Below are 14224 nucleotides of genomic sequence, written 5' to 3'. Positions count from 1 at the left end.
TTATATCTACCGAACCTAAATGTAGGTTACATATTATTTTAAGGAATCTATGCATGAAATTTCGTTTTCCCATTGTTGTTATTGATGAAGATTTTAGAGCTGAAAATATATCAGGTTCAAGTATTCGTGATTTAGCTGAATCAATAACCAACGAAGGAATGGAAGTTGTTGGTTTTACAAGTTATGTAGACTTAACCGCTTTTGCTCAACAAGCGAGTCGTGCATCGAGTTTTATTTTGTCGATTGATGACGAAGAATTTGGTGATGGTTCTGAAGCTGCTGTAGATGAGGCAATAGCTTCAATTCGTGCATTTATAACCGCGGTGCGTAAACGTAATGCTGATATTCCTATTTTCTTGTATGGTGAAACGAGAACATCTCAACACATACCAAACGATGTATTGCGTGAATTACATGGTTTTATACATATGTTTGAAGACACGCCTGAATTTGTGGCGCGTCATATTATTCGTGAAGCTAAAAAATATTTAGATTCGTTAGCACCGCCATTTTTTAGCGCGCTAATGGATTATGCGAGCGACAGTTCGTACTCATGGCATTGCCCAGGGCATTCGGGTGGCGTAGCTTTTTTAAAAAGTCCTGTTGGGCAAATGTTTCATCAATTTTTTGGTGAAAACATGTTACGTGCCGATGTGTGTAATTCAGTGGATGAATTAGGGCAATTATTAGATCACACAGGGCCTGTTGCCGCCAGTGAGCAAAATGCTGCACGCATTTTTAATTCAGACCATTTGTTTTTTGTGACGAATGGTACATCAACATCAAATAAAATTGTTTGGCATTCAACCGTTGCGCCGGGGGATATTGTCGTCGTTGACCGTAATTGTCATAAATCGATTTTACATTCAATTATTATGACGGGGGCTATTCCTATCTTTTTAATGCCTACGCGTAATCATTACGGCATTATTGGACCTATTCCTAAATCTGAATTTAGCCCTGAATCTATCCAGAAGAAAATTGCGGCTAATCCTTTTGCGCGTAATGCTAAAAATAAAAAGCCGCGTATTTTAACGATCACACAAAGTACTTACGACGGTATTGTTTATAACGTAGAGCAAATTAAAGACATTTTAGGTTCAACAATCGACACCTTACACTTTGATGAAGCATGGTTACCACACGCGACATTCCATGATTTTTATAAGAATATGCATGCTATAGGTACAGATCGACCACGTTCAGACGATACATTAGTTTTTTCCACGCAATCCACCCATAAGTTGCTAGCAGGATTATCGCAAGCGTCACAAATTTTGGTACAAAACGCTAATAACCGTAAGCTTGATACTCATCGATTTAATGAATCTTATCTAATGCATTCATCAACAAGCCCGCAGTACTCTATTATTGCTTCGTGTGATGTTGCCGCTGCCATGATGGAAGCACCAGGCGGACATGCTTTAGTGGAAGAATCGTTACTTGAAGCCATGGATTTTAGACGCGCTATGCGTAAAGTTGATAAAGATTATGGTGATGACGATTGGTGGTTTAAAGTTTGGGGACCAGACACTATTGCTGATGAAGGTATTGGCGAACAAGATGATTGGATGATCCATGAAGGCGACAGCTGGCATGATTTTGGTGAAATAGAAAGTGGCTTTAATATGCTTGATCCGATTAAAGCCACCATTATCACTCCCGGCTTAAACGTAAAAGGTGACTTTGATGAGTGCGGTATTCCAGCCGCTATTGTAAGTAAATACTTATCAGAGCACGGTATTATTATTGAAAAAACAGGCCTGTACTCTTTCTTTATTATGTTTACGATCGGAATTACTAAAGGTCGCTGGAATTCTATGGTGACTGAATTACAGCAATTTAAAGATGATTACGATCAAAACTTACTGCTATGGCGAGTATTGCCTGAGTTTGTTAAAAAACATCCGAGATATGAACGTATTGGATTAAAAGATTTATGTAATAAAATTCACGCAATGTATAAAAAATACGACGTAGCTAAAATTACGAATAATATGTATTTATCAAACATTGAAACGGCCATGACACCGGCGGATGCTTGGGCAAAAATGGCACACCGTGAAATAGAACGTATTTCAATTGATGACATTGAAGGTCGTATTACTGCAATGTTGGTAACACCTTATCCTCCTGGAATTCCTTTAATGGTGCCAGGCGAACGTTTTAACAAAACTATTATTAGCTACTTAAAATTTGCTCGAGATTTTAACAGTGAATTACCGGGTTTTGAAACCGATGTTCACGGCTTAGTTAAAGAAACCGTTAATGGAGTTGAAGGCTATTATATCGATGTTGTTAAAGCTTAAGTATAGTGTTTTTATATACCCGTTATTATTCAAGATGCACTCTGAAATAGCCTCTTGATTGGTAACGGGTATACAAGGAAAAAGAGCATATTATTTGCTCTTTTTTGTCGATTTGTTTATACCAACGTCTTTAATAATTCATTCAATTAAATATGATTGACAAAGCGCTATTTACACGCTAAATATTAGCAACTTTTTAACCCTGTACTTTTTATGGGGTGCCCAAACCGTCAGTTCCTGATGTGCTCAAGCATCACCATCCTTATGGATTGACCCAATGTTTAATACTATTTTTGTTGTTGATGACGAAACTTTGTTAACTCACTCAATTGATGCGACAAGCTTTAACGATTATTTAAACGATTACCCCAAAAAACACGAATCTAAAACCCGTATTATTAATTTATGCGATACCGAACGCTATTTGAGTAAAGGCTACTATTGTTCTTTATTAGCTGAAGCTCGAGGACATTCAGTTTTTCCTAGTGTTAAAACAATTAATGCATTGCGATCACAAGGTGAATTTTTGTGGTTTGAAGGTGCGTTTTTAACGTCTAATAACTCGGCCGCTACGGAAGTTTCTTTACTTGTTTGTATGGGAGAAGTTATTGGTGGCGACTACAAAGCTATTGCTCAGCGAGTTTTTCGTGAATTTCCTGCACCATTATTAACTATAACTTTACTCCCTGAAAGTAAAGGCTTACGAGTCAAAATTACGCGAGCAAGTTTAAATCAAGTACCCAAAGAGCAGTTAGCGCAATGTTTACAAATTGTTGAACAAAGCTCTCGTACTGCATATCGTAATCAGCGCAGTAATAAAAAATATCGTTGGGATTTAGCTATTTTAGTTGATCCGAATGAAAAAGTGCCTCCTAGCAATAAAGGTGCTCTTGAGCGATTTGTGAAAGCGGGAGCTAAATTAGGTATAAGAGCACAAATTATTACCGCAGATGAATTAGTACATCTTAATCAGTTCGATGGCTTATTTATTCGTGAAGCAACAGCAATTAATCATCACACTTATCGATTAGCTTATGAAGCTGAAGAGCAGGGGATTGTTGTAATTGATGATCCAGACTCTATTTTACGTTGCTGTAATAAAGTGTTTTTACATGATGCTTTTAATTATCAAAAAGTCCCCAGCTTAAAAACTGAGTTTATTAGCGATAGTTCAACCGAAACTTTAGCGCAACTGGAGGCTACGTTTGGTTATCCTATGGTATTAAAAATGCCTGAGAGCGCTTTTTCTAAAGGTGTATTTAAAGTTAAATCTCGACCGGAATTAGAAAGCTTAATTGTTGAGCTTTTAAAAGAGTCAGCCTTGGTATTGGCGCAAGAATATTTATATACAGATTATGACTGGCGTATTGGTGTATTAAATGGTCGTGCTTTATATGCTTGTCGTTATTACATGGCAAGAAATCATTGGCAAATTTACAATCACAGTTCTTCACGTAATTTTTCAGGTGGCTTTGATGCACTAGCAACCTTTGAAGTGCCTCGTCATGTACTTCAAGCTGCTTTAAAGTCAGCAGCAGTTGTTGGCAATGGATTATATGGTATTGATATTAAAGAATTAGATGGTAAAGCTTACGTGCTAGAAGTTAACGATAACCCTAATATTGATCGCGGTGTAGAAGATGCTTATTTAGGTGAAGAACTTTACATGCAGGTAATGTCTGAGTTTTTAAGACGTTTTGAGCAAAGAGGACAGTAATACCAAGTTGATTAATTAACTGGTCATTTTTAATGGTTAAAATGAATAACTACAGCGTTATAAAATTTATAAGTAGAATCACTAGTTACTAAATTTTATGCCTTATATTTATCCATTTTTCCTCATGAAAAAGTAGAACACTTATTTAATCAAATTGGTATAACTGATGAATTCACAATCTTGTTTACTAGGCTCGAACCGTTAATGAAACACGATAACAATATTCTTTTATCGCAAGCTATACTGACAGATCTCAGTGATTTATTCGTATTAGAACAAACATGTTTTAATTATGATCAAATGAGTAAGCGTAGCTTTCGTCATCATATTTTATCTACTCATAGCGATTTATGGGTAGCAAAATCTAATTCAAATGAAATGTTGGGTTATGCACTTATTTTAAAACACCAAGGAACACGGCTAGCGCGTTTATATTCATTGGCAATATTACCTGTTGCTCGTGGTAAAGGGGTTGCTAAAAAGCTTCTTGAATATAGTGAGAAGCATGCTGCTACGGATGAGCGCCACTACATGCGTTTAGAAGTTGCTAAACAAAATACGAACGCAATTTCGTTATATCAGTCGTTTGGTTACCGTATTTTTGGTGAATATGTTGATTATTACGATGATCACTCTGATGCTTTACGTATGCAAAAACGCATACGCTCCATGGGTGATAAAGGCATTAAAAAACTAACCCCTTGGTTCAAGCAAAATACTGAATTTACCTGCGGTCCTGTTTCTTTAATGATGGCAATGACAAGTTTAAATAGCCGTATAAAAAGCTCACTTACACTAGAACTGGACCTTTGGCGTGAGGCGACCACCATTTTTATGACCTCTGGTCATGGAGGTTGTCATCCCTTTGGGCTTGCATTGTCAGCACAGCGAAGAGGTTTTAATAGCAAAGTATGGTTGAATACCGATCAACCTTTATTTGTTGATGGTGTGCGAACTGAGCATAAAAAACACATAATGACTGTGGTACATCAACAAATGTTAGCGCAATGTCAGCAAGAAAAAGTGAACTTATTGGAGCAGTCTATTTCATTCAATGATATTAAAGCCTGCTTAGAGAATAATGAAGCGGTGTTAATTTTAGTTAGTACTTATCGTCTTGACGGGAAAAAATCGCCACATTGGGTGGTCGTTACCGGCATTGATGAACGTTGCTTATTTGTTCACGACCCTGATTTAGATGAAGATTTACAAACAGCTATTGATTGCCAATATGTGCCTATTGCGATTGAAGACTTTGATAAAATGGCTTCTTTTGGTAGCCAACGCTTACGGGCTGCAGTAACTATTTCTTTAGCATAATTAGAGCTGGTGAATTGCCAACAACCTTGTTGGCAATTTATTGGATGGTAAAGGGTATAGGTTAATCTAATCGTTTTTTAATCCATTGAGCTATGTCTTGTATTTGTTCTGGTAACACACTGTGGGGCATATTGTACGATTTCCACTCTACGTTGTAGTTTTGCTCAAGTAATAATTTATTCGCCATTTTACCTGCAGACATTAAAACCACTTCATCTTGTTCGCCATGATTTTGCAGTATGTTTGTTTTACTATTGGCTTCATGAAGATTATCAGGCAGTTTATCGGCATTAGGTAAATAGCACGAAAGCGCCATAATTCCCGCTAACTTCTTATAATAGCGCAAGCCAGTAAATAAACTTATAACACCACCTTGGCTAAAACCAGCAAGTATAATTTTTTCAGCGGGAATGCCCGAACTTATTTGTTCGTCAATAAGTGTATGAATAGAAGCTTCTGATTCTAAAACACCTTCCATATCTGCTCTGTTGTGCAGATCCATTGATTTAATGTCGTACCAAGCTTTCATCACATAGCCTTGGTTAATGGTCACAGCTCTATCAGGGGCATGAGGGAAAATAAAACGAATACTATGATTTGAAGGTAAACTTAGCGCTGGAACGATAGGGGCAAAACCTGCACCTGAATCGCCTAAACCATGCAACCAAATAACGCACGATTGCGCATTAACTTTGGGCTCAACCGTAATTCTTTCTAATGAAGGTGTTGTCATATAATTAAACTTTTTACTGAAAAAGAATTAAATTATATCAACTGAAGCGTATAAAGAGTAATGCAAAAGAATAACTATAAAAAAATATACCGTAAGTAATCCACTTTCTTTGTGGAAATCGTGTGGTTAGTTAGTATAATGTGCGGGCGAATTTTTGTGGTTCAGCAAATTTTCTTGCAAAATTATTACATTATCCAAACTGTATAATTTTTTGTTCAACTTAATTTAAAAAGAAAGTTCGCTTTCTTCTTAAGTGAATAAATAATTGTACAGATTGGAAATAATCCGAAAAAATAAGGAATGAACATATGTTCAACACTGTTACAAAAACATTTCAATACGGTCAACATACCGTAACTCTAGAAACGGGCGCTATCGCTCGTCAAGCAACAGCTGCTGTAATGGCAAGCATGGACGATACTTGTGTATTAGTGTCTGTTGTTGCTAAAAAAGATGCTAAAGAAGGGCAAGATTTTTTCCCTTTAACAGTTAACTATCAAGAAAAAACATACGCAGCAGGTAAAATTCCTGGTGGTTTCTTCAAACGTGAAGGCCGCCCTTCAGAAGAAGAAACATTAATCTGTCGTTTAATTGACCGTCCAATTCGTCCGTTATTCCCTGAAGGCTTTACTAACGAAGTTCAAGTTATTATCACTGTTGTTTCAGCTAACCCTGAAATTGCACCAGACATTATCTCATTATTAGGTACTTCTGCAGCATTAGCTATTTCAGGTACTCCTTTTAATGGTCCAGTTGGTGCGGCTCGCGTTGGTTACACTGACGGTAAATATATTCTTAACCCATTACAGTCTGAATTAGAAACAAGTCAATTAGACTTAGTTGTTGCTGGTACTGAAGCTGCTGTACTTATGGTTGAATCAGAAGCTGACGTTTTATCTGAAGATGTAATGCTTGGCGCTGTAATGTACGGCCATGAGCAATCACAAACGGCTATTAATGCTATTAAAGAATTTGCTGCTGAAGTAAATACGCCTTCATGGAACTGGGTTGCTCCTGTTAAAAATGAAGCATTAACAGCTAAAATTGCTGAGCTTGCTACGGCACAAGTTGATGAAGCTTACCAAATTACAGAAAAAGCTGTTCGTTATGAAAAAGTTGCTGAAATCAGAAATGCTGTAATTGCACAGTTAGAAGCTGAAGATGCAGAACTTAACGTTCAAGAAGCTAAAGATTTATTCCACGACTTAGAAAAAACAGTAGTTCGTGGTCGTATCACTCAAGGTCATCCACGTATTGATGGTCGTGATCCTGAAATGATCCGTGCTCTAGATGTTATGACAGGTGTATTACCAAGAACGCATGGTTCAGCTGTATTTACACGTGGTGAAACACAAGCATTAGTAACCGCTACTTTAGGTACTGCACGTGACGCACAACGTGTTGAAACTATTTTAGGTGAGAAAACTGACAACTTCATGTTGCATTATAACTTCCCTCCTTACTCAGTAGGCGAGACAGGTTTTGTTGGTTCTCCAAAGCGTCGTGAAATTGGTCATGGCCGTTTAGCTAAACGCGGTATGTTAGCTGTTATGCCAACGATGGAAGAATTCCCGTACGCAGTACGTGTTGTTTCTGAAATTACTGAATCAAACGGTTCGTCTTCAATGGCTTCTGTTTGTGGTACTTCATTAGCACTTATGGATGCTGGTGTTCCAATTAAAGATTCTGTAGCGGGTATTGCTATGGGTCTAGTTAAAGAAGGTGACAGCCACGTTGTTCTTTCTGATATCTTAGGTGATGAAGATCACTTAGGTGACATGGACTTTAAAGTAGCGGGTACTAAAAACGGTATTACTGCTCTTCAAATGGACATTAAAATTGAAGGTATTACTCAAGATATTATGCAAACTGCGCTTAACCAAGCGAAAGGTGCTCGTATTCATATCTTAAGTGTAATGGATGATGCTATTGCTGGCGCTCGTGATGATATTTCACAATTTGCTCCGCGTATTCATAAATTAAAAATTAATACTGATAAAATCCGTGACGTTATCGGTAAAGGTGGCGCAACTATTCGTCAACTTACTGAAGAAACTGGCACAACTATCGAAATTGAAGATGATGGTACAGTTAAAATTGCAGCTACTTCAAGCGAGCAAGCTGAAGATGCAATTAACCGTATTAAAGCATTAACGGCTGAAATTGAAGTAGGTACTATTTACCAAGGTAAAGTTGTACGTATTGTTGATTTTGGTGCATTTGTTAATGTATTACCTGGTAAAGATGGTTTAGTTCATATTTCACAAATTTCTGAAGAACGTGTTAATGCGGTAAGTGATGTATTAAAAGAAGGTCAAGAAGTTACTGTTAAAGTACTTGAAGTTGACCGTCAAGGCCGTGTTCGTTTAAGTATGAAAGAAGCAGCTGAAAAACCAGCCGCGACTGAAGCACCAGCTGAAGCAGAATAATTATTTGTAAGAATTAATGAGCAAATAAGAAAAAAGGGAGCCTATTGGTTCCCTTTTTTATATACTGAGAGCAATTGTTTTATAGGAAGAATGTTGTGCTGTTAAAAAGTAGATTGTTAATTATTAGTATGGTGTTGTGTGCACAAGGTTGTGCGGCAATCAATGGCAATAAAAGTGAAAGTAACGGAATAGGTCAATTAGTTATTGCTGAACCTGTTGCTGTTAATTACAAAAGTGAAATTGCAATTTTACGCTTGAGTGACATTATACTTAGAGCAAAAATTACTGATGAACAACGTGCTCAGTTATTTTATGACCGTGGTGTTATCTACGATAGTGTAGGGCTTCGTTCTCTTGCTCGATTAGATTTTAATCGTGCACTTAAGCTAAAACCTAATTTAGTTGATGCGTATAATTTTATTGGTATTCAATTTACTCAGCTACAAGAATTTAACCAAGCTTATGATTCATTTGATTCTGCTTTAGATTTAAATCCTGAACATGAATACGCCTACTTAAATAGAGGTATTGCACTTTATTACGGCGGTAGACCTAATTTAGCACGTAGCGATTTTCAAGTATTTCATCATGGTCGTGCTGATGATCCATACCGTTTATTATGGTTATACTTAGCTGAATATCAAATAGACGCAGTGCAAGCCAAAGCCGATCTTGCCGCACGTTCTGCGGAAGTTGCAGATAACGTTTGGGCAAAAAATATTATTAACCTTTATTTAGGTGAGGAAACACAAGCTGAGTTTATTCAAAATTTAACACTTAATATAAGTACCAATAAAGAGTTAAGCGATAGGCTTTGCGAAGCTTATTTTTACCTAGGCAAGTATAATCAACTGTTGGGTAAAGAAGGTGCCGCAGCTAACTTTTTTAAATTAGCATTAAGTACGAACGTATTTGAATTTGTTGAGCATCGTTATGCTAAATTAGAATTAGATCTTATGCGCAGTGAAAAATTAGAGATTGATACTACGACTGAGCCTGAATAAATTTATTGGCTTTGTTAAATAAAGTGAAATTCTTTTCAATTACTCTAAAAGTATTAATAGTGAGCCTGATGGTAAGTATACCGTCAGGCTCATTTTTTTTTCCTCAATATATAAAAAGTAAAATAGCGTTAAACGATATTAGCGAAGCTGAAGTTTCTTATGCTATTAAAAAAGGAATACGAAACGCGGTTCAATATCGCTTTTTGATGGTAGAAGAACATTCGAATGAATGGTTTTATTTAGCTAAAATTTTAGCCGAAAAAGATAAAAGCATAGCGTTTGACTTAGCAACTATTTACCACCTTGAAGATGACACAACTCAAGCTATTTATTGGTATAAACAAGCGGCTTTTCTTAAACATGAAAAGGCCTTAGTAGAGTTGGCTGACCTTTATATTGCAGAAGACGAATTAATTGCAGCAAAAGCATTACTACTAACACAAAAGTATGATCACGATGCTTTAGAGAAATTAATTGATGTAGTCATTACTTTAGGAGATCTAAAATCTTTAGATGAACTACTTCCTTTAATAGAGTCACAACAGCAAAACACACTGATTAACGATATTCGACAATATCAAATATCTAAAAATTACGATATTCATTTAATCAATCAGCAAGCTAATAATCCAAATCAATGTCGTAATAGCATTCAATTATTTGCGACTAACTTAGCTAACTTACATAAGTTAGATGCGCTTATTAGCAATGTACAGCAACAGCCCATAAGTCGTTACTTTTGTTTTAATCGTCCTCGTTATATATCAATTGAGCAGCTTAATTGTAGCTACGATACAGAAAAGGCTATTCAATGCAATGAAACGGCATGGAGCCAATTACATCCAGAAGTGAATACACGTTACTTAGGGCTTATGCTCAATAAAGGTGGAGCGAATGTTAATAATGGTATTTTGTATTTAGATGAACTTGACGATAAAAATGTGTTCATTCATGAGCTTTCTCATTTATTAGGATTTGTTGATGAGTATCCATTATCTAGTCATCATAAAATTTGTCAAAAACCACAGACAAGTATTTTTTCACACAATATTTCTGTGCTGAAACCTTATTATGAAGGAAGCAGGAAAGAAGTTTTAACCATACTAGCAAAGCAGATCCCATGGTTTGATTTAATTGATAAAGCAACACCATTAATGGAACGAGTAGGTAATAAATGGAAAATAGGAACTCCAGTTAGTTACGCATTTAATGATTCGCAAAAAATCGGTTTATTTGAAGCTGAAACTTGTCAAAACAATAGTACACAAGCGTTTAAACCAACAAAAATAAAAACTAACTTACGTTATTATGAAGAGCCTTTTATTGAATTGTATTTACAGTTATTAAATAAAAATATTGATAAGTACTCTATGCCTAGTTACCACTATAATGTAGCTAAGTCTTTGTTTAAAAATAATAAAGAACAGTTAGGGTTGCAGTGGTTAAATAAAGCATTAAGACGAGAAATGCATACAGCAGGTAGTATTGAAAATAAAAATGAAGTAACGCGATACAATAAAATTAAATTAGGAGAGTATTAGTTGAACTAGGCTCTGTTGATCTTTCATGTTTTAATTTTGTTCGAATTAAATGCTTGTTGCTCATTGTTCCATAAATTCCTTACAACAATGAGCAATAAGCATTTAAACGGATCCGTAGGACAGTGTTTATTAGCCGTTTTAACTATGTTCTTTAATAAGTGTTGTGTTAAGAATAGCCTTTTTGGAATGCTGAAAAAGTTGTTTTTGAATGAGTTGTTTTTATTCTGTTTGAAACCGGCGTTTTTACTTTAGTGTTATCTACTTGAGGCTTTTCAACATGAGATTCAATACTTTCATTATTTTGAAAATATTGTGAGCTTTTGTCATACCAAGAATACAGTTTCATAACATTGCCTATTAGTCGCGATTGTTTTAAACATACTGTATATCCCCTTTACCAATCAATATGATGAAACCATGTTCATGAATGGTAAAGGGTATAAATCTGAGGCAATTATCAGTTATAATTATTTCAATATTATTATATAAATAAGTTATTTTATTTAATGCAGTCTTTTAACGTTGAAAAATTTCGTACGCAGTTCCCTTTATTAAAAAATAAGTTAAATAATTCAGAACTTATTTACTTTGATAATGCCGCAACTACACAAAAACCTCAGTGTGTTATTGATAAATACCAAGAGTATTATCAAGAATATAATGCGAATGTTCATCGTGCATCTCATCAACTTAGTTCAATATCAACATCTGCATTTGAAAATGCTAGAGGCTCTGTTCAGCAATTTATTAATGCTCGTTATATTGAAGAAATTATATGGACGAAGGGCACAACAGAAAGTATTAACTTATTAGCGAATAGCTTAGGAGATTTAGTCATTAATTCAGGTGACGAAATCATTCTTTCTCAAAGTGAACATCACGCAAATATAGTACCGTGGCAAATTATAGCTGAAAAAAAATCAGCTATAATAAAGGTTGTGCCTTTAACTAAAACCGGAATTATTGATACAAAAGCACTTAAATCACTCATTTCACCTAAAACCAAAGTAGTCAGTTTTGCTCATATTTCTAATGTAATAGGCAAAATAAATCCTATTAACGACATTATCGAGCTGTGTAAAAAGAATAATATCATTTCTATTGTTGATGGCGCACAAGCTATTGCTCACGAGATGGTTGATGTACAAGCGCTAGATTGTGATTTTTATGTATTTTCAGCTCATAAAATGTACGGTCCAACAGGTGTTGGTGTGCTGTATGGGAAACGAGCTCTTTTAGAGAAAATGCCTCCATATCAAGGTGGAGGAGAGATGATATCAAGCGTTAGCTTTTCTAAAACTACCTACAATACTCTTCCTTTTAAATTTGAAGCGGGTACACCTAATATCGCGGGAGTTATTGCGTTTGCTACAGCGATTAATTTCATATTAACACAAAGTATGAAGGCTATTATTGAATATGAAAATAGTTTACTCAATTACTGCTACGGAAAACTGCAGGCTATCGATTCAGTATCGTTTATAACGGATGAAGCCCCAAGTATTCCACTTTTTTCATTTACGGTAGCTCATCACCATAATCATGATGTAGCAAGCTTTTTAGATGCCAATAATATAGCGGTTAGATCGGGTCATCATTGTGCAATGCCTTTAATGGAGTACTTACAATATGAAGGCTGCATTCGTATAGCCCTTACTGCTTATAATACTTTTGAGGAAGTGGATCAGTTCATTAATACTATTAAAGAGTTGATCAATGCTTCAGAGCAAGAAAAAATAGCAGGCGTTGATAATAGTCATGTCATTTACGGTAATGCCATAAATAGCGTTATGGATAGCCAGACAATTATCGATAAGTTTTCAAGGCTAAAAGGGTGGGATAGCCGACATCGTGAAATCATGCTACTAGGTAAAGCACATTCCCGTTTACCGGAAGAACAATTAACGGATACACACCTAGTTCAAGGCTGTGAAAGCAAAGCTTGGTTAATTCATACCGTAGAGCAGGGGATATATCAATTTTACGCAGATAGCGATGCTAAAGTCATACGAGGTTTACTTACTATCATTTTAGCTGCTTACAATAACAAAACAGTAGAAAATATTTTAGCGTTTGATATAGATAGCTATTTTGATGAACTAGGGTTAATTCAGCATTTAAGTCCATCAAGAGCGAATGGACTTATTGCGATTGTTGATAAGATAAAAAGTACCGTCAGTAGCTAGCTTTGCTCTTTAGTTGACTTTTTACGGATTAACTTTTGAATGGCTCTACTTACTGCAAAAAAAGCGAAAGTTGCAGTAACATGAGTTGTAGATCCAAACCCGCCACTGCAATCTAATTTCATTGCCCCATTAGCTTCTGGCTTTTGGTGGCAAACATTTCCTTCATTATCTGGGTACACCAACTGCTCGGTAGAAAATACTGCATCAATTGAAAACTTGCGTTTCACATTTCTTGAAAAACTATGCTCTCGACGTAGTTGATTTCTTACTTTTGCTAATAACGGATCTTGGTAGGTTTGGCTTAAGTCACAAATTTGAATTTGAGTTGGATCTATCTGACCACCTGCGCCACCAATAGTAATAATAGGTAATTTATTACGTTTACAGTGAGCAATAAGTTTAGTTTTCACATTTACAGAGTCTATAGCGTCAATAACGTAGTCAAAAGTTGACAGGAGTAAATCAAATAAATTATCAGGCGTTACAAAATCTTCTACTAAATGTACTTTGCAATCAGGGTTGATTGCTTTAATTCTGTCGTTCATTACTTCGACTTTACTTAAACCAACCGTATGGGTTAAAGCATGTATTTGGCGGTTTACATTTGTTATGCAAATATCATCTAAATCAATCAGTGTTATTTCGCCTACGCCGTTACGTGCTAATGCTTCAGCAGCCCAAGAGCCTACGCCACCAATGCCAATAACACAAAAGTGTGAGTCTTGAAGGATTTGAGAGCCATTATTGCCATACAGGCGGTTAATTCCGCCAAACCTAAGTTGATAATCAGACATACATAGAGAACTAAAATAAAAAGAGAGTAATTATATCAGTCTGTAAACCATAAAGCAGTGATGTGAATTAAAAGCAGAGGAGAATTTATGTCTATTTTGCTTATATTTTTAAAAAAGTATTTTTTTAAGTGATTATCAATATTTATTTAATTTATGATAATTAATGGGCTATACAGAAAAAATATACCAGT

10 protein-coding genes are annotated in these 14224 nt (G+C 35.7%); 7 read left to right on the top strand and 3 right to left on the bottom strand.

Annotated elements, in window-relative coordinates; translation table 11 throughout:
* The first annotated feature begins 53 nt into the window (after nt 1-53).
* The 3 genes from ACM9HF_RS05185 (at nt 54) to ACM9HF_RS05175 (ending at nt 5346) form a co-directional block, all read left to right on the top strand.
* The gene (locus ACM9HF_RS05185) at nt 54-2309 is read left to right on the top strand and encodes an Orn/Lys/Arg family decarboxylase (protein WP_473615125.1); all 2256 of its coding nucleotides are present in this window, start codon (nt 54-56) and stop codon (nt 2307-2309) included.
* A gap of 277 nt (nt 2310-2586) precedes the next feature.
* Nucleotides 2587-4026, top strand: coding sequence for a RimK family ATP-grasp domain-containing protein (locus tag ACM9HF_RS05180; RefSeq protein WP_473615121.1), 1440 nt, complete (start codon nt 2587-2589; stop codon nt 4024-4026).
* Between the two features lie 204 nt (nt 4027-4230).
* Complete coding sequence (locus ACM9HF_RS05175; protein ID WP_473615119.1) at nt 4231-5346, top strand: GNAT family N-acetyltransferase/peptidase C39 family protein; 1116 nt, start codon at nt 4231-4233, stop codon at nt 5344-5346.
* Between the two features lie 61 nt (nt 5347-5407).
* Here the strand turns inward: ACM9HF_RS05175 and ACM9HF_RS05170 are convergent, their stop codons facing one another.
* Nucleotides 5408-6079, bottom strand: a complete 672-nt coding sequence (locus ACM9HF_RS05170; protein WP_473615117.1) for an alpha/beta hydrolase — start codon at nt 6077-6079, stop codon at nt 5408-5410.
* A 308-nt stretch (nt 6080-6387) separates the two neighbouring features.
* Between ACM9HF_RS05170 and pnp the strand changes: the two genes are divergently transcribed.
* The 3 genes from pnp to ACM9HF_RS05155 all read left to right on the top strand — a co-directional run bounded on the left by pnp (nt 6388) and on the right by ACM9HF_RS05155 (nt 11053).
* The gene (pnp, locus tag ACM9HF_RS05165; RefSeq protein WP_473615114.1) at nt 6388-8508 is read left to right on the top strand and encodes a polyribonucleotide nucleotidyltransferase; all 2121 of its coding nucleotides are present in this window, start codon (nt 6388-6390) and stop codon (nt 8506-8508) included.
* A 95-nt stretch (nt 8509-8603) separates the two neighbouring features.
* Nucleotides 8604-9512: a lipoprotein NlpI gene (gene nlpI, locus ACM9HF_RS05160; RefSeq protein WP_473615111.1), complete on the top strand. Its 909-nt coding sequence runs from the start codon at nt 8604-8606 to the stop codon at nt 9510-9512.
* Between the two features lie 59 nt (nt 9513-9571).
* Complete coding sequence (locus ACM9HF_RS05155; protein WP_473615107.1) at nt 9572-11053, top strand: SEL1-like repeat protein; 1482 nt, start codon at nt 9572-9574, stop codon at nt 11051-11053.
* Nucleotides 11054-11219: 166 nt separating this feature from the next.
* On the opposite strand, the gene ACM9HF_RS05150 is transcribed toward ACM9HF_RS05155, so the two are convergent.
* Complete coding sequence (locus tag ACM9HF_RS05150; protein WP_473615104.1) at nt 11220-11399, bottom strand: hypothetical protein; 180 nt, start codon at nt 11397-11399, stop codon at nt 11220-11222.
* Nucleotides 11400-11559: 160 nt separating this feature from the next.
* On the opposite strand from ACM9HF_RS05150, the gene ACM9HF_RS05145 reads away from it, so the two are divergent.
* Complete coding sequence (locus tag ACM9HF_RS05145; protein ID WP_473615101.1) at nt 11560-13239, top strand: SufS family cysteine desulfurase; 1680 nt, start codon at nt 11560-11562, stop codon at nt 13237-13239.
* On the opposite strand, the gene tcdA is transcribed toward ACM9HF_RS05145, so the two are convergent.
* Nucleotides 13236-14033, bottom strand: coding sequence for a tRNA cyclic N6-threonylcarbamoyladenosine(37) synthase TcdA (gene tcdA / locus ACM9HF_RS05140; RefSeq protein ID WP_473615097.1), 798 nt, complete (start codon nt 14031-14033; stop codon nt 13236-13238). The two genes, ACM9HF_RS05145 and tcdA, sit on opposite strands and share 4 nt — an antisense overlap.
* Nucleotides 14034-14224 lie beyond the last annotated feature (191 nt).

Origin of the sequence: Colwellia sp. RE-S-Sl-9 (assembly GCF_048296855.1) — a bacterium.
In the GTDB taxonomy this organism is placed as follows: Bacteria; Pseudomonadota; Gammaproteobacteria; order Enterobacterales; family Alteromonadaceae; genus Pseudocolwellia.
The sequence above is the reverse complement of the archived record's forward strand: the minus strand, read 5'-3'. Positions and strand labels throughout refer to the sequence as shown.

Excerpts from the sequence above, each read along its gene's own strand:
- ACM9HF_RS05185 (WP_473615125.1), top strand. The coding sequence starts at position 54 with ATGAAATTTCGTTTTCCCATTGTTGTTATTGATGAAGATTTTAGAGCT.
- ACM9HF_RS05175 (WP_473615119.1), top strand. The coding sequence starts at position 4,231 with ATGAAACACGATAACAATATTCTTTTATCGCAAGCTATACTGACAGAT.
- ACM9HF_RS05150 (WP_473615104.1), bottom strand. The coding sequence starts at position 11,399 with ATGAAACTGTATTCTTGGTATGACAAAAGCTCACAATATTTTCAAAAT.
- ACM9HF_RS05170 (WP_473615117.1), bottom strand. The coding sequence starts at position 6,079 with ATGACAACACCTTCATTAGAAAGAATTACGGTTGAGCCCAAAGTTAAT.
- pnp (WP_473615114.1), top strand. The coding sequence starts at position 6,388 with ATGTTCAACACTGTTACAAAAACATTTCAATACGGTCAACATACCGTA.
- ACM9HF_RS05180 (WP_473615121.1), top strand. The coding sequence starts at position 2,587 with ATGTTTAATACTATTTTTGTTGTTGATGACGAAACTTTGTTAACTCAC.
- ACM9HF_RS05145 (WP_473615101.1), top strand. The coding sequence starts at position 11,560 with ATGCAGTCTTTTAACGTTGAAAAATTTCGTACGCAGTTCCCTTTATTA.
- tcdA (WP_473615097.1), bottom strand. The coding sequence starts at position 14,033 with ATGTCTGATTATCAACTTAGGTTTGGCGGAATTAACCGCCTGTATGGC.